The sequence below is a fragment of the Natribacillus halophilus genome (assembly GCF_900100185.1).
Lineage (GTDB): Bacteria > Bacillota > Bacilli > Bacillales > Marinococcaceae > Natribacillus > Natribacillus halophilus.
The window spans coordinates 12,065-29,691 of record NZ_FNEN01000023.1; the positions used below are offsets into that span (position 1 = coordinate 12,065).

Below are 17,627 nucleotides of genomic sequence, written 5' to 3' on the forward strand. Positions count from 1 at the left end.
AGGGTATCTCACTCCGAGAGGGACCAGAAGCGTGTTGTTATACCCCAAAAGCAGGGTATCCCGCTCCGAGAGAGACCAAGAACCACGTTATCATCCCTCGAACACGGGGATCGAACCAATCCGAGAGGGCGATGTGATCTCCCTCGGGCTCGTCTTAGAAAGGCGATTTTTATTTCCCTTAAAAATCGTTTTACTTTGACTTTACCTTGGCCCAATGAGCAGGTTTTAAAATGGGTAAATTAGATGAACAAGTAGCTGTTATAACCGGAGCAGTCGGCGGAATTGGTGTAAAAACAGCTGAGAATTTTTTAAATGAAGGTGCAACAGTCGTATTAGTTGAATGAACTACAAAAAGGTAAGCGACTTCTCATTTTTATCGGCGAAATCCTAAATTTATCGGCGATCTCCTTTTATCAGCGAAATTGCAAATTTATCAGCGAACTGCTGTTGAAACGGACTACCCGTGCAACAGCTCCGCATACAAATCATAATTTTCCTGATCGAAGCAAATAAACAGGACTTTTTCAATGGAAGGTTCTTCGTTTATAAATGGCTCTACCGTTTCAACGGCGATTCGCGCTGCCCGGTCTTTCGGAAAACCGTAGACTCCGGTGCCGATATTCGGAAACGCGATCGTTTGCAGGTCATGATCAACAGCGAGCCGTAGAGAATTGGCGTAACAATTTTTAAGCAGCCTCTCTTCATCCTGCCCACCACCGTTCCATATCGGGCCAACGGTGTGAATGATGTGACGGGCGGGCATCTTTCCGGCGGTTGTGATCACAGCTTCTCCGGTCTCACAACCGCCGATTTGTTTGCATTCTTCCAGAATGTCCTTGCCGCCGGCGCGATGGATGGCGCCATCCACGCCACCCCCGCCGCGCAGTGTTTTGTTTGCCGCGTTCACGATTGCGTCAACGGCAAGTGTTGTAATGTCTTCCTGGAGTACTTCAATTTTCATTTTTTCACCTCAAGTTACTATGATCGGTTCATCTTTTGTGACGATAATCGTGTGTTCTATTTGCGCCACTAAACTTTTTTCCCGTGTCGTCAACGTCCAGCCATCATCTTTTTCATAGATGTGCTCCGCTTTGGTCGAGACAAACGGCTCAAAGGCAATGACCATGCCATTTTCCAACAACGTTCGGTCCCAAGGGTTAAAATAATTAAAAATATGATCCGGAGCATCACGCAAAGAATGGCCGACGCCGTGTCCGGTCAGATTTTTGATGACTTTAAATCCTTCTTCCCTCGCTGTTTTATGAACAGCTCGCCCTACATTGTTCAGCTTAGCTCCTGCTCGAAACTTCGAGAGCCCGGCAGCAAAAACGTTCCTTGTCACGTCGAGCAATCGGCTTTGTGACGACGTTGCTTCGCCCACGACGAAGGACATGCCGGTATCCACCCAGTAGTCGTTATAAGCTCCGGAAACATCGATGTTAACAAGATCGCCTTCCTGAATGAAGCGCTCACCCGGAATACCGTGAGCCACTTCTTCATTCAAACAGATACATGTGTTGCCCGGGAAGCCATACGTGCTAATCGGTGCCGAAACCGCGCCGCTGTCTGCAAACATCTTCCCCGCCATCTCGTCAAGTTCTATTGTTTTCACTCCGGGCTTCGTCTCTTTAATCATTTCATCACGAATGTCCGCCATCACACGGCCCGCTTCTTTGAGACCCTGAATATCTTTATCGGTTGTTGCAATCATTATGAAGACCCCTTTTTACATCAAAATCCCTGATTTCTTCTATATTTATTGTAGCTATCTTAACGGCATGCAACAACACTTGCAATGACCCAAAAAACCAAAACTCTGAAAAAACAGGGTTTTGGTTTTATCGAAAGCTTTATTGCTGTGTCTCTCGTTTGATTTCAAGCACTTTTTCCTTATCAAGCCCTGTACCTTCAGCTACCGCTTCAACGTCCATTCCCATGGCTAAAAGCCTACGGGCTGTTGCTTCGTTTGCTGTTTTGATGCCTTCTTCTAAACCTTCCTCTCTTGCGTCCTGTTCCCGAAGTTCGAATTCCCGTTTAGCCGCCTCTTCATCCATAATCTGTTTTGTGCGTTTCTCATAGGCCACGCGTTGTTCCTTTGTTGAGCTGAGTTCTTCCCAATGATTGAAGGCATTATATAATGGCCAAGTTTTCTTTATCATCGACGTATTCTCCGCCCGCTTCCGTGTTCTCGAAATTAATATTTGTAATAGGATTTTTGCCTGTTTTTTGCAAAATGGCATTCAGAAAAACGACCGTTATATCTTTGTTCTTTTCATTGCCAAAAAGTTGTTTGAATGCATAGTCAATTTTCAAATCCATCAGTTGCTCAAGCGGGAGTCGTTTCAGGATCTTGGATTGCATCTATACGCCACCTTATATTATAGCATAGATATATTGGGATGTTCGGTCATTTAAGTGAGAAAGGAAAATCGTTTTCGAGGATTTGGCAGATGCCATGGCGAGGGTTTCAGCAGTTTAATTTTAAGCAAAAGACACTCGTACACTTCCCTCTTTTTGAGCTGTGTCCAAGCAACTCGTGAAAAAGTTATCGAGTTCTCTTCGTAGATATACTAAATATTCGTTATTCGTGTCATGAGGCTCATTATCTCGATGTAATTGCTTGAGGTCCGTCACTGCTTTCTCAGCTTCCGACAATGACACTTCCTTGCTATGGCCATTCCCACTTACACCTGCATAATAATCAGATGCATTAAATAATTCATAAACGATTAACGCATTCGGACTCCCCATGGTAAAACGAATATGACAAATCTCTTCACCTGCTTTATTGAATCCGCAAATGTCGTGACTCATTAATCATTCCTCCTATAAATTTTAATTTTCAAAACAAATAGTGTCCATGAAAGATTGTCTGAAGGGAAAAGGTATGGCAGCTCAGGGATGGAAAAGCCGAGGCAGGCTTAAGAGGGAGAGATCATAATATATTATTGCATGACTTTAAATAATTGTCAAATTGCAAACGTTAACAAAGTTCCTCAGCAGTTTGGGTCTTTAGACTGATATGTCTACCTTGAACCCGGGGAGTTAAAAAGTGCAGTGCCTTGCATCTTTTTTAAACACTCCCCGCTATGATCCGCCTCATCCGTTTTAAAACACATACATCCATACCGCCGATACGATGTAGAAAAGAATGATCGCAAGGGAAGGCCCTAAGTAAACACGTCTGCCGTTGCGCGAAAAAATGGCGTAACATAAGATCGCGCTGTTCACGGCCAAAAGCATAGACGTCACCGTGTGACTGGTGGATGCCGATTGTAAAATCGACCCTTCGTATAAAAAATCGCACAGGCATAAAATGAGCAAGTTAAAAAGGTTACTGCCGATAATCGAGGCGGCAGCAAGATTTGAGTTGTTCAGCTTAAACGCGATAAAGACCGACATGGCTTCCGGTAAAGACGTGGATGTTGCAATCAGGAAACTGCCGACAAAGCTTGAACCAAGCCCGGTGATGATAGCGATTTGATCACCGGTATACGTAAGAAGCGTCCCTGTGATCAAGATCGTGAGGGCAGCGGCGAAAAAACCAGTCACCGCTTCTTTTAATGTGTACTTCTCTTTAACGATTTCCTCAGTTGCCTCTTCAGTTTTCGGCCGTTTGCGACTCATCACCCGCAAATTCAGCAGGTAGAGAGCAATGATCAACACCGTGTCCACACCTACGTGGAGCAAAGGGATTTCTACCGTAAAAAAGAGCGCGAGCGGCACGATGACCATCATTAAAAAGCCAAACAGAGCGGTATAACGTTGTTGTTCGTCGATATAGGTTAATATTTTCCGCTGCCTGTAAATAACGTCAAAAACAGCCAAAATTAATAGATTAAAAAGATTGCTCCCGATTACGTTCCCCACGGCGAGATCAGGATTATCCAAATAGATGGCCGAAACACTTGTCGTAACTTCCGGGAGCGAAGTCGCGCCCGCCAACAGGAAAGTACCGATCAACAAAGAGCCCATCCCGGACAAACGGCTGATGGCATCCGAATACGCAGATATTTTTATGGCAGCAATGACCGTAACGATGATTGCGACGATGAAAATGAGGTAGATCAATAGAATTCTCCTTTACCGAACCGTATAAAAAAATGGTCGATATCCGGCAAAGGCATAATAAAAAGAGACCTCTGCCTGCACATAGGCAAAGGTCTCGCAAACAACGTCAGCGTTGTCTTCAAAGCCGGGGCATTATTTCCCGTCATGACGGCTTTAAATGTGTTGCTACTCCCCTTTGATATCTATCGTTATTATAAGTCAAGGGCATATGGTTGTCAACGCGCGCATGCCATGGATTTCTGTGCCGTATTGAACAACAATCTCCCTCACTCACTTGCATTCATGATTTGCCGGGAAAGTTGCTTGTAAAACCCGACCGCATCATTCCCCTTAATTAAATTCAGCTGATGGTTATTTGAACGGGTACTGATACGAACCGGGTTGGAGATCGCCATTCTCCGATCTTTCAGTAAAGCGATTTCCTCGATTTTGCTATATGGGATGCTAACGACCTCCGATCGTTTGGAAACCCACGATTTCTCTACAAAAATGATTCTCTGATCAGTAAGAGCAACAAAATCGATCATCAAGCCATACGTATGCAATAATTGCTCATCCTCGACTATATATTGACGCGCCTGCTCCTGGTGTTTTTTTCGGTTATCCGCTTTTCGCCAAAATGCCATTAATAACACATCCTTTTAAGGTTCTTCCGCATCTATTCATTCCTCCGTTTTCCTCATCCTATTTTAACAAATTCAATTTTGGGCATGCTGGAAAAGATGACGGAAATAAATGGAGGCCATGAAAAATATGTTCAAAACAGGTAAACTGTTATTGCTCGCCGGGATGTTTTTGCTCAGTTCGGTGCCCATAGATGCAGAAGCCGAAACAATCACGAAAGCACAATCAGAAGAAACCGCTAACCTATTACAACTCATCGATGAATCCCTCCATGAAAGGGTCAACGAAGAGGAGCAGGTAGCACTTGCTGAAACATTTTTAGAAACACTCACCGATGAACAACAGGAGAAGGTGCACGATGACTTAAATGAAGAAAACGCGACGACATGGACAAACCTCCCCGCCACCTATGAAAATCGTAACGGCATGGCGCTCGGTGATTTGTCCGAGGAGAGCATTAAAGCGGCTTTAAGACTGATGAAAACTTCATTAAGCGAGGAAGGCTATACAACATTAACCGAAATCATTAAAGCCGATGCGTTTCAGCACACGGAGTATGGAGAGGATCAATGGGGACCAGAATTATACTTCATCGCCATTCTCGGCACGCCATCGGAAATACATCCGTGGATGATCCAGTTCAGCGGCCATCATCTCGCGGAAAATCTCGTTTTTAACGGGGAAGAAGCAAGCGCAACCCCGCAATTTACCGGTGTCGAACCGACAGAATTTACACTGTGGGACGAGCAGACATATCGACCTCTAGATGAACGGGTAAATGGGGTTTATGCCATGCTCGATTCACTGGATGATGAGCAACTTAAGAATGCGGAGATTGCAGAAGCCTTTGACGGCGTTGCCGTTGGTCCAGGTGAAGACGGCAACTTCCCGCAAACGGAAGGGATTGTCTATGGAGACTTAAACACAAAGCAACAAAAACTCGTGCAAAACGCAATCACTGCCTGGATTAAAGATGCTCCGGATAAAACGAAACGCGAGTTACAAAATGCTTACTTTTCCGAAGAAGCCCTGCAGAATACGCATGTTGCCTGGGCAGGCTCCACGGATCCAGATGATGATGCATCTTACGTGAGAATCGACGGCCCGAGGGTATGGATTGAACTTTCCTCACAAGAAGGTGAAGGTCATCCGGAAAATCCGCATTTCCACACGGTATGGCGCGATAAAATTGCTGATTACGGCGAGATGTTTACACAATGAGCCCAGACCCAATAGTGTTAAGGGACACTATACCGTACCCCAAAACGGGAAAAGTAATCCGTTTACCCCAAAACAGATGAAGGGTGCCGTTTGTGGTACAAGAACTGTCAAGCATAAGCGACAACATTTATATTGGAACAGATAAAGATGCCTCACGCCGAGGCATCTTTATCTGTTATAAAATCTTACTCAAAAACTCTCGCGTCCGTTCATGCCTTGTTTCATCGAACACTTGCGTGGGCGTGCCTTCTTCTACCATTCTCCCTTCGTCCATGAAGAAAACACGATCCCCCACTTCTTTTGCAAAGCCCATTTCGTGGGTGACGACAACCATCGTCATCCCTTCATTGGCAAGGTCTTTCATAACGGCAAGGACATCACCCACAAGTTCCGGGTCAAGCGCGGAAGTCGGCTCATCAAAAAGCATGACTTTCGGATTCATTGCCAGGGCTCGCGCGATCGCCACCCGCTGCTTTTGCCCTCCGGATAGGCTTGAAGGGTAAGCTTCTGCTTTATCGGATAGCCCGACCTTCTCCAGGAGATTCAAACAACGAGACTGTATCTCTTCTTTGCTGTCCCGTTTTAACTTCGTGGGCGCGAGCATGACGTTGTCGAGAACCGATTTATGAGGAAAAAGATTGAAGTGCTGAAAAACCATGCCCACATCCTGACGGACAACATTAATATCCGTGTTCGGATCGGCAATGTTCACCTCATCGATCAATACTTCGCCTTGAGTGATGTCTTCAAGACGGTTCAGGCACCGTAAAAATGTACTTTTTCCTGAACCCGATGGACCAATGACACACACCACTTCCTGGGCATCCACTTCAGCTGTAATATCGGTCAACACTTCATTATCCCCGAATGATTTATGTAAATTCGAAACCTTAATCATGTGCCAAGCCTCCGTTCCGTAAAGCGCAGCAATAATGATGCCGGAATCGTAATGATCAGATAAAATAGACACACCATAAAATAAGCTTCAAAAGCATCAAACGTTAAGGCCGTAAATTGTTGCGCTTGATAGATCAACTCACCTACTGCGATGGTAGCCAATAGTGACGTATCCTTGAGACTGATGATGAATTGATTTCCAAACGGTGGAATCATAATTTTCACAGCCTGTGGCCAAATGATATAGCGCATCGTCTGCAGGCCATTTAAACCGAGCGACTTTCCCGCTTCCAGTTGCCCCTTGTCAACGGATTGAACCCCTCCGCGAACGATTTCCGCTATGTACGCGCCTGAATTAATCGCGAGTATAATATAGCCGCTAATAAGGGCATCCATGCTAAATCCAATCAGATTGGGGATACCAAAATGAAGAAAGAAGATTTGCGCGAGCAACGGTGTGCCCCTGACCACCTCGACATAGATGCCTGCAATCGTGCTGATCAAGCGATTTTGGGCCAACCTCATAAAGCCAAAGATCGTTCCGATCACACAACCAACAGCCACACCAACGATCGTGATAATAAATGTATACCACAACCCGGTTGTGAGATACGGGATTACATCAATCATGGATTCAGGTGATAAGTTCATATGTCCCTCCCTGTAATGAAAACAAAAGCTGCTCATGGTTTGGTTCCGCATGAGCAGCTTTATTTTTATGTGCCCTCGGGACGCTCACCGAACCATTCTTCGAAAATGTCATCGTACGTGCCATCTTCTCTTAGCGCTTCCAACGCTTCATTGATCGGTTCGACGAGTTCATGTTCGGGTGGCATGCCAACAGCATAATCTTCCGCGGTGAGGCTTTCTCCTACGGTGAACATTTCTCCCTGGGCCTGCTCCTCAACGAAATAGAGAATATTGGGCTCGTCATATAATACGGCATCCACATGACCGGCAATCACGGCCTGGTAGGCTTCGGTCACATCCGGATAAGGTTCAATATCGACATTATCCGTATTTTCTTCCAAATAATCCTGGCTGGTTGACCCTTGTCCCGTACCTACCGTCGCGCTGTCTGCTTCTGCATCTTCAAGCGACTGGATGTCGCTGTCCTCATCCGCGACCGCTAAAATAATACCGGAATCCGGGTAGTATGGATCAGAGAAATCCACCGAATCTTGGCGCTCTTCCGTAATTGACATCGCGTTAATCGATGCATCATAAGTCCCTGCTTGAACCCCGGACAACGCCGCGTTGAAGTCAACGGTTTCATATTCCACGTCAAAACCGGCTTCTTCGGAAATCGCGTCCATAAGCTCAATATCAAATCCGGTCAGTTCATCCGTCTCCAAATCAACATAAGCAAACGGGACGAAACTATTGTCGGTCGCGACGGTGTATGTTTCCCCTTCCACGTCGGACGTTCCATTACCGTTATCGTCGTCTACATCTTCATCCGCCTCATCGTCTTCATCTTCATCTTCATCTTCGTCTGCATCTTCGTCTTCGCCATCGTCTGCCTCAACATCTCCATTGTCGTCTCCATTCACATCTTCTTCAGGCTCATCCCCATTTTCATCGGCTCCTCCGCAGGCAGCCGCGAAAACGAGGGACACACCTACCATGCCCGATAACCAGAAATTTTTTTTCACATTCTACTCCCCCAAAAATTGTGTATATTTAAAATCATTTTTTGAAGTATACCATAATCGCCCTATTTATTCAATTCATCTTGAAGTTGCAAAAATGAATGATAAACTCGAAAAAAAGATATAATACAGTGCGTATTCTTATCCCCTGGAGGTTAGGCTAACTCATGAACTCGACATTAATGGCAGATGACTGGCACGAAGAAACGTCCATCACCGAGATTCAGCAAGCATACGATGAGGGAACACTCACAGCGAAGAATCTCGTGCTATACTACTTAAATCGCATCGCACTCTGGGATCAGGATGGACCATATATCAATGCAGTCGCGGATATTAACCCTGATGCCATAAAGATCGCAGAAACGTTGGATACAGAGCGAGAACAACATGGAAGAACAGGCGCGCTCCATGGCATTCCGATCCTTTTAAAAGAAAGCATTGAAACAGCCGATAGGATGGCGACGAGCGCCGGATCCATTGTGCTTGAAAATTGGCGTTCCAACCATGATGCATTTCTCGTCAAACAACTGCGTTCCGCCGGGGCGATTATTCTCGGGAAAACGAACATGACGGAACTCGCTCATAGGGTAGGTACGCAAATGCCTGAAAATTATAGTTCCAGAGGCGGCTATGTCCTCTGTCCATATGGAACGCAATTTGATGTGGGAGGGTCGAGTTCCGGGAGTGCGGCTGCGGTGGCGAGTAATTTCGCCCCTTGCAGCATTGGAACCGAGACTTCGGGATCCCTGCTAAATCCCGCAACCCGTAATTCCCTCGTCACCGTGAAACCGACGATCGGGCTTGTAAGCCGGAGCGGCATTATTCCTTTATCGTATTCGCAAGATACGGCAGGGCCGATGACGCAAACGGTTGCGGATGCCGCCCATATCATGCAAGTGATCGCGGGAAGAGATGAGCAAGATGAAGCGACAAAATCACGCCCATTCCATACCCCGAATTATACGGATGCGCTTAAGAAAGATGGTGTGCAGGGAAAAAGAATCGGTATCTTTCGCGATCCGCAACCGAAGCTTACCGATCAAATTGACTTTTCACTTTACGAAGAAACGATTATCAAATTGAAAGACCTCGGCGCGTCATTGGTCGATTCGGTTTCCATTCCGGCTGTAAATCGTGATGACGGTGATGCCGTCGTAAGCTACGAATGTCGGCATTCTCTCAATAATTTTTTTGCAAGAGCGGACCCGTTCACAGGGTTTCGCTCCTTTGACGAATTTTTACAGTCCTATGAGGATGATGCTCATCTTCATAAATACGGGTATGACCGGCTCAGAGTAAGAACTTCCGTGGAAAATAGCCTTTCCAACGCGAATTATCTCATTTCCAAGTTACGTAACCAAGGTCTTGACGACCCGCAAAGCCTGGAGAATGTCCTGGCTGATCAAGAGCTCGATGCGATTCTTTTTCCAAGCTCCAGCAGCTATGACGTGGCCGCACGAGCAGGGTTGCCTTCCATTAGTGTTCCTGCCGGCTTCCACGAAGACGGCAGGCCGTTTGGCGTCACGTTTACCGGCAAAGCTTTTTCCGAAGAGACATTATTTCAGATTGCGTACGCATATGAACAGGCGACGATGCTGCGGCAAAAACCAAATCTTGTGCCATAAAATTTATTGTTGATCCAACACAGCCATCGTGCACCGAGACACACAGACTAACTTATCATTTTCGTCGACAATCTTAATCTCCCAGATCATCGTTGTTCTGCCTTTATGCAAAGGTGTGGCCGTGGCTGTGACCGAGCCGTCCCGTTTGCTGCGGACATGGTTCGCGTTAATCTCAAGACCCACCGGGATCTTTGTCTGCTGGTCAATATTGAGGCCGGTAGCGATCGATGCTGCCGTTTCCGCGAGCACGACTGACGCCCCGCCGTGGAGAATGCCGGCGGGTTGATGCGTTTTCGGCAGGACAGGCATGTGCAAAACAACACGGTCCAGCTCGACTTCCATGAATGTGATGTCGAGCAAATCAATAAGCGACCCCTGACTGTTGGCTTGTAGTTGTTCAGGGTCGAGCGGGTATGGGTTTTGCATCTGTCATCATCTCCATCTTATTATCATTCGTTTAATATTTTCACTTAAAAAGAGAAGCGATACGACTGAATGACCTGCGTTTTTCCTCAACGTCGGCGATGTTCGTTAAAATGAGCCATTCGTCGTTTTGATAGCTCTCTGAGAGAGATTCCAATTCTTCCCTGACTTTACGGGGTCCGCCGATAATCATGCGCGCACGATTTTCCCGGATTTTTTGTTGATCTCGTTTCGTCTTCCTAGTGACCTTGGCTTCTTCCACACTCGGGACACGGCTGTCTAGTCCTTTTTCCGTCCGCAACAACCACAAGTCCTGGCTTGTGGCCAGCTCTTCGGCGTGATCATCCGATTCTCCGCAAATGACAAAGATGGCTGACATGGCATGAGGGGTATTATGCTCGGCATTTTGTCGATAAATCTCATGGGCGGCTTGTCCGCGAGTGGGATTAATAAAGTGCCCATAGACATAACCGACGCCAAGTTGGGCTGCAAGTTCAGCACTATTCTCCCCAAGTCCTAAAGAATAAATCGCTGGTGCGGTTTCAGTCCGCGGTGTAGCCCGTAACCCCTGCGATGACTGCCCCTGAACATATTCGACGAGCGCTTCCAGTTTGTCAGGGTACTCGCCCAGCTGATTTTCTTTTCCATCTGCAAGGGCCGAACGAACCCTTTCGCCACCCCCTGGAGAGCGCCCGACGCCGGCTTCGATCCGACCCGGAAAAAGGGCTTGTAACTGCAGAAGCTGCGACGCGACTTTATAGGGGCTATATTGTGGGAGTAAGATGCCGCCGCTGCCGACATGGATCGCATGCGTGCGAGTAGCCGTTGCCGCCATCATAATCTCCGGGGAGCTCGAAGTCATCCCTTTCGTGGCGTGATGTTCGGCAAACCAAAAACGCTCGTACCCAAGCTCCTCGGCGTATTGGGCAAGAGAAAGTGTGTTTTCAACGGTGTCTTCAGTTGTCATCCCTTTGGGGGCAGGCATTTGTTCCAATATTCCCAGGTGCATCGTCATTCCTTTTTTAATGCCTCCACTTCCGCATGTAGATGATTGATCGTTTTTTCATTTTTCCAGTTCCGACAACACGCCCTTCCATACCTCCTCGGTATCCATAATATTCCCCCCGTTCACCCATTCTCATAGCTTTATTTTTTTGACTGCCCTCTTCATCTCACGGTTAAAATACTTTGTTATACCCGCAAACAAATCGTCCCACTCGGATTTAAAATAAGCATATAACGCCGGGTATTTCTTTTTTACGTATAAAATTTCCGCTGCAAATACAAACTGTTCTTCCTCATCGTCCCATGACAGAATTTCCTCAGCTATGTTCGTGGATCCCAGCCCAATAGGGTCTTCGGTTTCCAGGAATAACTGCTTTGCGTAATCAATAATAAGCGGATCGACTTTGTCCTCGCGAACAAGACGCTTGAGCTGTTTTTCGAGGCGGGCTAACTTGCCGCTGTTGATCGGTGAAATAAGCCGGCACGGTAATGACCGCTTCTTTTTCTCCTTCGCCGAGAAGCTCGTCCGCCGCATGTTTGATTTCTTTTAAAATAAAAGCTGAAATTTCTTCAGGTGTGTACGTTTCGTCTCCCAGGGATACGTTCACGTCCTCTCCCATGCTCCGTTTGATGGCAGCTATCGTACGCTTAGGCATCGCGACCAAGGCACTACGGGCTTCATCACCGACAACGACTTTCCCGCTGGTTTCTTTGAGAACAACAGATGGGATCATTTGTTTGTCATTCGTCATCGCCATCATTTTCGATTTTCCTTGGTGTATGTAGGCAGCTGCAGAATTCGTTGTCCCTAAATCAATGCCGATGATGGGGCGAAAAGATTGTTCGTTTCCTTGCTTCGTCATTGTAGATTCTCCTTTATGGTTGTGACTTGTGCTTTTCGAATGATGTCCCCGTTTGCATCGGAAAAACCTCTTTGGTGTATTTTCACAATTTCATAGGGTATCGCTGCATGTTCAGATGGTGAAATCGTTTCAATAGCTTCGGCACGTTTCGGATCGAACATTTCTCCGTTTTGAATACATTCTTTCACACCAAGCTCCGAGATCATTTGTAACAACGCTTCCGACCATTTCTTAAGGAGTGCTTCCCAACTCGGATCATCTATTAATTGCGCGTTGACCATATCCATGTCGTCGATTTGCCGGATGAGTTGCTGGATGATTCCCATGTTGTGGGCAGACGCGGAGGCTTGCTCTTGCTTTTCCATCATTTCTGTGAGCGCATTCAGTTTTTCTTCTGTGTTTTTGCTCGTTTTGTATTGAAGTCGCGTCTGTTTTTGTAATTGTTCTCCAATCCCGGTCAAATGCTCTTGCAATTGGTCCGTTTGCTGTTTTAATTCACTGACATCTGCGTCCAGTTTATTTTCTTTTTCCCAAAACTTCCATTTCATAAACGAAATTCCCCTCGTCTACGTTGTAGATTATATTTTACCATAGTTGTCCTTAAATCGTGAGATGTAATATGTTTTCAGAGTTGCTCGCAGGCGTGGAAGCAAATGGGGGCTCCTGGATTCAGGAGCCCCCAATGAATTTACAATAATGAAAACACCTCGTCGATACGCGCGACGATATGATGAGCATGAGTGAGCTGCTGCTCATCATCACTCTGAAATCCAATCGTTCTCATCCCTGCCGCATTCGCGGACGATACTCCATTCGCTGAATCTTCGAGCACGACACAATCAGAAGGATCAACGTTTAACTGCCTGGACACTTCTAGGTAAATATCAGGGGCGGGTTTCCCTTCTTCAACTTCTTCCCCGCTTACAATGAAATCATAATAATGTTGGATGGAATATTTTGTCAATACCGTTTGGATGAGCGCTCGCGATGATGAGGATGCCAGCGCGATTTTATATTGGCTGTTCTTTAGATGCTCTAATAACGAAGCGATTCCTTCGATCGGTTGAAGATGGCTATTCTCTATTTCAATGGCTTTTTTGCCTTCAACCTCAGACAAGAGAGTACCCAGATTAACATCCAAATTTTCCTCTTCTATAATTGTCTTCCACAAATCTTCAGAACGCGTTCCCGTATAGAATTGCATGCGCTCGTCATCCAGACGTACGCCATACTGCGCGGCTGCTTCCCGCTCCACTCTTTGATGAATGGGTTCGCTATCGATGATGACCCCATCCATGTCGAATATAAAGACCTTCTCCATATGCGGATTCCCCCTTCGCTCATAAGTCTACAGATCATTGGGGGAAAAAGAAACAGTTGACGCTAATTGATCATGCTTCCTGGGTCCCCGCCCTATCCCTCACATCTTCAATCACAAACCGGCTTTCCGGAATCGTCGGCATTCGAACCATGCTATAACTTACATCCTGATCAGGCACGGTATACGTAATGTGGTTCGTCAAAAATTCCAGGCTCGTCTGCATGAGCATGACCGTGATCCATTCGCCGGCGCAGCGGTGGCCCATATAATGATCGCCCCCGCCCTGGGGAACGAAGGCAAACGGGCTACCTTTCCATTCCCTAAACCGTTCCGGTTTGAACTCGTCGGGATCGCTCCACAAGTCCGCGCGATGATTAATGCCGTGGACATCCAGCATGACCAACGTTCCTTTATTGAACGAGTACCCTTTCCACGAAAAATCTTTACGGGCAATAGCACCTAGCAACGGTGTAAAAGGATAAAACCGACGCACTTCCTGCACGAACATCGTTGTATACGTATCATCTCCCGAACGCAATTGGGGCAGCGTTTCCGGATAATCATGCAAAGCTCGTGCACTAAAAACAACGTATCTCCCGATCGCAACGATCGGCCTCAACACGTTGATGATTTCGACGGCCGCCGTGTGCGTGTCTAAACGTTTTCCTTTCATATCACGATGAAAAGAAATAATATAAGCCGCTGTATTTTCTGCCGGTTTTAGCTTCTTGGCACGAATCTTTTTAACGATATCCTCAATCCATTTCTCCGAACTTTGCCGGGCTCGTTTTCCGCGTTGATTTCTTTCGCCCACGCCTCCAATGGCATCGATCATATCGCCGAATTCCCGGGCGCGTTGACTGACCTCCTCTTCACGGAGAGGAATGCCCGCCCATTCGCAAGCACTTCGGCACATCACTTCTTCCGCTTCATCGAATAATTTCACCTGTTTGTTTCGTTTCCATTCGGGAACCTTACTTATCCATTGCCGCATCGTTATCTTCTTGATGTCTTCCAACCGCTCCGGGGTCATTAAGGATAAAAACATAAGCTTACGGTGCTTGTGTTCCTCGTCATCCAGGGTTTGTACACCGTTTTCTCCGAATAACGTTTTTTTAATCCGCCGGGGGGCTACCCCTTCTCGTTTAAAATAATTCTCATCATAAAAAAGACGCGCGGCTTCCTCGCCGCTGATAAGAATCGCTTTTTTGCCAAGAAGGCGCGTCTGGACGATATCAGATTGTTGATTTTGTCTCCGATTTGGAATATATCGGTACCCTTCATTCAATAATGTTAACGTCTGGTCTAACCCTTTTTCTTTCGGAATCTGCTTCGTCGCTCTCGACATTGTTTAGCCTCCTCCAGAATTATTTTTTCGCCAGAAAAGAAAATCATGCGTTATTTAATTTGACACTCCCAGACTGCTGATTATGCGCAAAGCCCCTTTGCAATCGGCGACGGGCACACTAATAGAGGGGAGACCACTTTGGGCTCCCCTCTGCCTTATTACATCCCAGCTTCATACTGAAGGCGTTTCGATAACTCCCGGAATTGATCTTCATCAAAGCCTGGCGCGAATTCTTCCGGAATATGCTCGAGATCAGGGATTTCGCCGCCTTCCGGAAGTCCATCGACGACTTCAAGTTCGCCTGGCGGGCCCACCGGTGTCGGGCCATTCCAGATACGATCGAGCAATTGATAATCATCATCACTGAAACGGTATAACTTACGGTGCAAGCCTTTTTCTTCATATTTTCTGGCGTGGTCAAACTTGGAATTGTCCAAGTCAGGAACCGGAAGCATCTTCAGCATATTGGCGCCCGTGATTTCTTCCAATGCTTTCGCGTAGGAGACTGCATGTACACCACCGCGAACGAGTAAATACCCTGCTAATTCACGAGCAGCTGGATTGTCTGTCATTTGATAGACGCGCATCTTGTGATTACGAGCGCCGATTTCCAGGTAGAAGTTGTGTAGTAAATCGTTAACGAGATTTCCACTGGAGAACACATTGTCGCCCGTCCAAGGTCTTCCGCCGGAATCAACCGGTAATGCGTTTTGCCCTCCAAGTACAAAATGAAACTTATTGGGTTGGTTCACTGCCGGTTCAAGGGGTGTTTCGTCCGGATTGTTACTTTCATTTCCGACGTGTCCGTCCATCATGACGTTGATCGTATTCGCCACCAATTCCACGTGCCCGATTTCCTCAGCTGTTATATTGGAAATCAACTCATAGAAGGGGCGTAACTTTTTCTTGGCTCTAAAGTTGAAAGACTGGAACATGTAATTGTTTAGTGTCGACATTTCACCAAAACGGCCGCCCAATAACTCCTGTACAGCACTTGCCGCGTCCGGGTCCGGTTCATCTGGTCTAGGAAGGTCAATTTGCAGCTTGTCCACTCGCTTAAACAAAATAATACCTCCTGTAGATTATTATGTGAAACGTGATCACACTAAGTCTATACCCGACCTCATTGGAAAAATAAACATGTCTTTAAATTTATTATAATATGTTGAACTCTTCCATTCGCTTTAAGATACGATGAGGCTGCTGCTTAAAATCCGCTGTTTGATATTCCGGAAGCCACTGCACCCCAATGGTGTACACATTAGCAGCGAGACCTGCTTCAATATCGGCATCACTGTCACCAAGAAACATCGCCTGATCCGAACTTACCTTTACGACAGAGAGCGCTTGCTGTATCCCTTCCGGATCCGGTTTCGGGCGCTCGACATCATCGCCGGTAATGATGACATCAAAAAAATGGTCCATCCCCAGCGCTTCCAACGACAAATCCAGACTTCGCCTCGCCTTTCCCGTGACGATCCCCACTTTTAACCCCGGATCGTTTTTCAATGAACGAAGTAACGCATGAATGTCTTTATTTTTATGTACCAACCTGGCATGGTTCTTTTCATATGCCTCATAATACGTTTCGATGGCATCATTTTTGGCCTGATGCTCGAGGTTTTGCCTAATAATGTCTGTTTCGGACGGACCGAACATGGAGATGACCTCTTCCTCCGAGAGGCTTTTTCCATCAAAGGTTTGAAAAGTCGTTTGAAAAGCATGCTTCACCACGGGCAATGTATTGGCGAGCGTGCCATCAAAATCGAATAATATCGCTTTCATTGTATCTCCCCTCTTTACTTAAATTATCGTTTTCCTTTTTGATAAATGCAATAAACCCTTTTTTGTGATACACTAAGTAAGGAAAGTAAGAATTTTAAGGGAAGGTGTGCTGAGATGGAAGTATCTAGAGTAACATCTAAAGGACAAGTGACGATCCCAAAAGCTATCCGTGAGCAACTAAAGTTACAAGAAGGAGATAAGTTAGCTTTTATTGAAGAAAACGGTAAAATTTTGCTCACTAAATCAAGTACAATCGCCCTACGTCAATTTTTTGATTCCATGAATATGGAAGCAGAAGAAAAAGGAGTAACAGAAGAAAACTTGCTAAATGATTTGGAAGAAGTTCGTGAGGAAATGTGGAATGGGCAAAGGAAATAATTCATTTCGCGTATTTGTAGATACCAATGTTTTGATATCAGCCATGCATTCACGAGAATCGATAACAAGAAAACTTTTATTGATTCTTTCAGAAAATCATCATCTTATTATATGTAGTCATACCCTAACGGAAGTATCCAAGGTAAAGTCAAAGTAAAACGATTTTTAAGGGAAATAAAAATCGCCTTTCTAAGACGAGCCCGAGGGAGATCACATCGCCCTCTCGGATTGGTTCAATCCCCGTCGTTCGAGGGATGACAACGTGATTCTTGGTCCCTCTCGGAGCGAGATACCCTGCTTTTGGGGTATAACAACGCGCTTCTGGTCCCTCTTGGAGCGAGATGCCCTGCTTTTGGGGTATAACAACACGCTTCTGGTCCCTCTTGGAGCGAGATGCCCTGCTTTTGGGGT

The 17,627-nt window shown here is 46.2% G+C and carries 23 protein-coding genes; 5 read left to right on the forward strand and 18 right to left on the reverse strand.

From position 1 onward, the window contains the following. Positions 1 to 230: 230 nt before the first annotated feature. The gene (locus BLS58_RS17305; protein WP_143018940.1) at positions 231 to 344 is read left to right on the forward strand and encodes an SDR family NAD(P)-dependent oxidoreductase; all 114 of its coding nucleotides are present in this window, start codon (positions 231 to 233) and stop codon (positions 342 to 344) included. Positions 345 to 457: 113 nt separating this feature from the next. Here BLS58_RS17305 and BLS58_RS15725 read toward each other — a convergent pair whose 3' ends face one another. The 7 genes from BLS58_RS15725 to BLS58_RS15755 form a co-directional block, all read right to left on the reverse strand. Then, positions 458 to 961, reverse strand: coding sequence for an O-acetyl-ADP-ribose deacetylase (locus BLS58_RS15725; RefSeq protein WP_090399890.1), 504 nt, complete (start codon positions 959 to 961; stop codon positions 458 to 460). A gap of 9 nt (positions 962 to 970) precedes the next feature. Further along, positions 971 to 1,711, reverse strand: coding sequence for a type I methionyl aminopeptidase (gene map / locus BLS58_RS15730; protein ID WP_090399892.1), 741 nt, complete (start codon positions 1,709 to 1,711; stop codon positions 971 to 973). A gap of 139 nt (positions 1,712 to 1,850) precedes the next feature. Next, positions 1,851 to 2,159 (reverse strand): hypothetical protein, encoded by a 309-nt coding sequence (locus BLS58_RS15735; RefSeq protein WP_090399893.1) that lies wholly within the window; start codon positions 2,157 to 2,159, stop codon positions 1,851 to 1,853. After that, positions 2,131 to 2,361 (reverse strand): PD-(D/E)XK nuclease family transposase, encoded by a 231-nt coding sequence (locus BLS58_RS15740; RefSeq protein WP_090399895.1) that lies wholly within the window; start codon positions 2,359 to 2,361, stop codon positions 2,131 to 2,133. Before BLS58_RS15740 ends, BLS58_RS15735 begins: the two co-directional genes overlap by 29 nt. A gap of 120 nt (positions 2,362 to 2,481) precedes the next feature. After that, a complete protein-coding gene (locus tag BLS58_RS15745; RefSeq protein ID WP_090399898.1) occupies positions 2,482 to 2,814 on the reverse strand; it encodes a hypothetical protein in 333 nt (110 codons plus the stop codon). 294 nt (positions 2,815 to 3,108) lie between these two features. After that, positions 3,109 to 4,071 (reverse strand): sodium:calcium antiporter, encoded by a 963-nt coding sequence (locus tag BLS58_RS15750; RefSeq protein WP_090399899.1) that lies wholly within the window; start codon positions 4,069 to 4,071, stop codon positions 3,109 to 3,111. A 266-nt stretch (positions 4,072 to 4,337) separates the two neighbouring features. Beyond that, a complete protein-coding gene (locus BLS58_RS15755; protein WP_090399901.1) occupies positions 4,338 to 4,697 on the reverse strand; it encodes a PH domain-containing protein in 360 nt (119 codons plus the stop codon). A 127-nt stretch (positions 4,698 to 4,824) separates the two neighbouring features. Between BLS58_RS15755 and BLS58_RS15760 the strand changes: the two genes are divergently transcribed. Next, a complete protein-coding gene (locus BLS58_RS15760; RefSeq protein ID WP_218126266.1) occupies positions 4,825 to 5,916 on the forward strand; it encodes a DUF3500 domain-containing protein in 1,092 nt (363 codons plus the stop codon). Between the two features lie 175 nt (positions 5,917 to 6,091). Here BLS58_RS15760 and BLS58_RS15765 read toward each other — a convergent pair whose 3' ends face one another. The 3 genes from BLS58_RS15765 to BLS58_RS15775 form a co-directional block, all read right to left on the reverse strand. After that, entirely contained in the window at positions 6,092 to 6,814 is a 723-nt protein-coding gene (locus BLS58_RS15765) for an amino acid ABC transporter ATP-binding protein (protein WP_090399906.1), read from the reverse strand. Continuing rightward, positions 6,811 to 7,464, reverse strand: a complete 654-nt coding sequence (locus BLS58_RS15770; protein WP_090399907.1) for an amino acid ABC transporter permease — start codon at positions 7,462 to 7,464, stop codon at positions 6,811 to 6,813. Before BLS58_RS15770 ends, BLS58_RS15765 begins: the two co-directional genes overlap by 4 nt. Positions 7,465 to 7,529: 65 nt before the next feature. Further along, the gene (locus tag BLS58_RS15775) at positions 7,530 to 8,468 is read right to left on the reverse strand and encodes a transporter substrate-binding domain-containing protein (protein ID WP_245723214.1); all 939 of its coding nucleotides are present in this window, start codon (positions 8,466 to 8,468) and stop codon (positions 7,530 to 7,532) included. A 164-nt stretch (positions 8,469 to 8,632) separates the two neighbouring features. On the opposite strand from BLS58_RS15775, the gene BLS58_RS15780 reads away from it, so the two are divergent. After that, positions 8,633 to 10,093 (forward strand): amidase family protein, encoded by a 1,461-nt coding sequence (locus tag BLS58_RS15780; protein WP_245723215.1) that lies wholly within the window; start codon positions 8,633 to 8,635, stop codon positions 10,091 to 10,093. A 3-nt stretch (positions 10,094 to 10,096) separates the two neighbouring features. Here the strand turns inward: BLS58_RS15780 and BLS58_RS15785 are convergent, their stop codons facing one another. The 8 genes from BLS58_RS15785 to BLS58_RS15820 all read right to left on the reverse strand — a co-directional run bounded on the left by BLS58_RS15785 (position 10,097) and on the right by BLS58_RS15820 (position 16,838). Beyond that, complete coding sequence (locus tag BLS58_RS15785) at positions 10,097 to 10,519, reverse strand: PaaI family thioesterase (protein WP_090399909.1); 423 nt, start codon at positions 10,517 to 10,519, stop codon at positions 10,097 to 10,099. A gap of 40 nt (positions 10,520 to 10,559) precedes the next feature. Then, positions 10,560 to 11,525 (reverse strand): LLM class flavin-dependent oxidoreductase, encoded by a 966-nt coding sequence (locus BLS58_RS15790; protein WP_090399930.1) that lies wholly within the window; start codon positions 11,523 to 11,525, stop codon positions 10,560 to 10,562. 379 nt (positions 11,526 to 11,904) lie between these two features. Next, positions 11,905 to 12,384, reverse strand: a complete 480-nt coding sequence (locus tag BLS58_RS15795; protein WP_090399911.1) for an Hsp70 family protein — start codon at positions 12,382 to 12,384, stop codon at positions 11,905 to 11,907. Next, positions 12,381 to 12,932 (reverse strand): nucleotide exchange factor GrpE, encoded by a 552-nt coding sequence (grpE, locus tag BLS58_RS15800; protein WP_090399912.1) that lies wholly within the window; start codon positions 12,930 to 12,932, stop codon positions 12,381 to 12,383. Before grpE ends, BLS58_RS15795 begins: the two co-directional genes overlap by 4 nt. A 140-nt stretch (positions 12,933 to 13,072) precedes the next feature. Then, entirely contained in the window at positions 13,073 to 13,705 is a 633-nt protein-coding gene (locus BLS58_RS15805; protein ID WP_090399914.1) for an HAD family hydrolase, read from the reverse strand. A gap of 70 nt (positions 13,706 to 13,775) precedes the next feature. Next, the gene (gene cypC, locus BLS58_RS15810; protein ID WP_090399916.1) at positions 13,776 to 15,053 is read right to left on the reverse strand and encodes a CYP152 family fatty-acid peroxygenase CypC; all 1,278 of its coding nucleotides are present in this window, start codon (positions 15,051 to 15,053) and stop codon (positions 13,776 to 13,778) included. Positions 15,054 to 15,211: 158 nt separating this feature from the next. Then, the gene (locus BLS58_RS15815; protein WP_090399918.1) at positions 15,212 to 16,117 is read right to left on the reverse strand and encodes a manganese catalase family protein; all 906 of its coding nucleotides are present in this window, start codon (positions 16,115 to 16,117) and stop codon (positions 15,212 to 15,214) included. A gap of 91 nt (positions 16,118 to 16,208) precedes the next feature. Then, positions 16,209 to 16,838: an HAD family hydrolase gene (locus tag BLS58_RS15820; protein WP_090399920.1), complete on the reverse strand. Its 630-nt coding sequence runs from the start codon at positions 16,836 to 16,838 to the stop codon at positions 16,209 to 16,211. Positions 16,839 to 16,952: 114 nt separating this feature from the next. On the opposite strand from BLS58_RS15820, the gene BLS58_RS15825 reads away from it, so the two are divergent. Together BLS58_RS15825 and BLS58_RS18455 are read left to right on the forward strand one after the other, a co-directional pair. Then, positions 16,953 to 17,216 (forward strand): AbrB/MazE/SpoVT family DNA-binding domain-containing protein, encoded by a 264-nt coding sequence (locus BLS58_RS15825; protein ID WP_090399922.1) that lies wholly within the window; start codon positions 16,953 to 16,955, stop codon positions 17,214 to 17,216. Continuing rightward, positions 17,200 to 17,373, forward strand: coding sequence for a PIN domain-containing protein (locus BLS58_RS18455; protein ID WP_425433702.1), 174 nt, complete (start codon positions 17,200 to 17,202; stop codon positions 17,371 to 17,373). The genes BLS58_RS15825 and BLS58_RS18455 overlap by 17 nt, the downstream gene beginning before the upstream one ends. Positions 17,374 to 17,627 lie beyond the last annotated feature (254 nt).

Excerpts from the sequence above, each read along its gene's own strand:
- BLS58_RS17305 (WP_143018940.1), top strand. The coding sequence starts at position 231 with ATGGGTAAATTAGATGAACAAGTAGCTGTTATAACCGGAGCAGTCGGC.
- BLS58_RS15725 (WP_090399890.1), bottom strand. The coding sequence starts at position 961 with ATGAAAATTGAAGTACTCCAGGAAGACATTACAACACTTGCCGTTGAC.
- map (WP_090399892.1), bottom strand. The coding sequence starts at position 1,711 with ATGATTGCAACAACCGATAAAGATATTCAGGGTCTCAAAGAAGCGGGC.
- BLS58_RS15735 (WP_090399893.1), bottom strand. The coding sequence starts at position 2,159 with ATGATAAAGAAAACTTGGCCATTATATAATGCCTTCAATCATTGGGAA.
- BLS58_RS15740 (WP_090399895.1), bottom strand. The coding sequence starts at position 2,361 with ATGCAATCCAAGATCCTGAAACGACTCCCGCTTGAGCAACTGATGGAT.
- BLS58_RS15745 (WP_090399898.1), bottom strand. The coding sequence starts at position 2,814 with ATGAGTCACGACATTTGCGGATTCAATAAAGCAGGTGAAGAGATTTGT.
- BLS58_RS15755 (WP_090399901.1), bottom strand. The coding sequence starts at position 4,697 with ATGGCATTTTGGCGAAAAGCGGATAACCGAAAAAAACACCAGGAGCAG.
- BLS58_RS15760 (WP_218126266.1), top strand. The coding sequence starts at position 4,825 with ATGTTCAAAACAGGTAAACTGTTATTGCTCGCCGGGATGTTTTTGCTC.
- BLS58_RS15765 (WP_090399906.1), bottom strand. The coding sequence starts at position 6,814 with ATGATTAAGGTTTCGAATTTACATAAATCATTCGGGGATAATGAAGTG.
- BLS58_RS15770 (WP_090399907.1), bottom strand. The coding sequence starts at position 7,464 with ATGAACTTATCACCTGAATCCATGATTGATGTAATCCCGTATCTCACA.
- BLS58_RS15780 (WP_245723215.1), top strand. The coding sequence starts at position 8,633 with ATGAACTCGACATTAATGGCAGATGACTGGCACGAAGAAACGTCCATC.
- BLS58_RS15785 (WP_090399909.1), bottom strand. The coding sequence starts at position 10,519 with ATGCAAAACCCATACCCGCTCGACCCTGAACAACTACAAGCCAACAGT.
- BLS58_RS15790 (WP_090399930.1), bottom strand. The coding sequence starts at position 11,525 with ATGCACCTGGGAATATTGGAACAAATGCCTGCCCCCAAAGGGATGACA.
- BLS58_RS15795 (WP_090399911.1), bottom strand. The coding sequence starts at position 12,384 with ATGACGAAGCAAGGAAACGAACAATCTTTTCGCCCCATCATCGGCATT.
- grpE (WP_090399912.1), bottom strand. The coding sequence starts at position 12,932 with ATGAAATGGAAGTTTTGGGAAAAAGAAAATAAACTGGACGCAGATGTC.
- BLS58_RS15805 (WP_090399914.1), bottom strand. The coding sequence starts at position 13,705 with ATGGAGAAGGTCTTTATATTCGACATGGATGGGGTCATCATCGATAGC.
- cypC (WP_090399916.1), bottom strand. The coding sequence starts at position 15,053 with ATGTCGAGAGCGACGAAGCAGATTCCGAAAGAAAAAGGGTTAGACCAG.
- BLS58_RS15820 (WP_090399920.1), bottom strand. The coding sequence starts at position 16,838 with ATGAAAGCGATATTATTCGATTTTGATGGCACGCTCGCCAATACATTG.
- BLS58_RS15825 (WP_090399922.1), top strand. The coding sequence starts at position 16,953 with ATGGAAGTATCTAGAGTAACATCTAAAGGACAAGTGACGATCCCAAAA.
- BLS58_RS18455 (WP_425433702.1), top strand. The coding sequence starts at position 17,200 with ATGGGCAAAGGAAATAATTCATTTCGCGTATTTGTAGATACCAATGTT.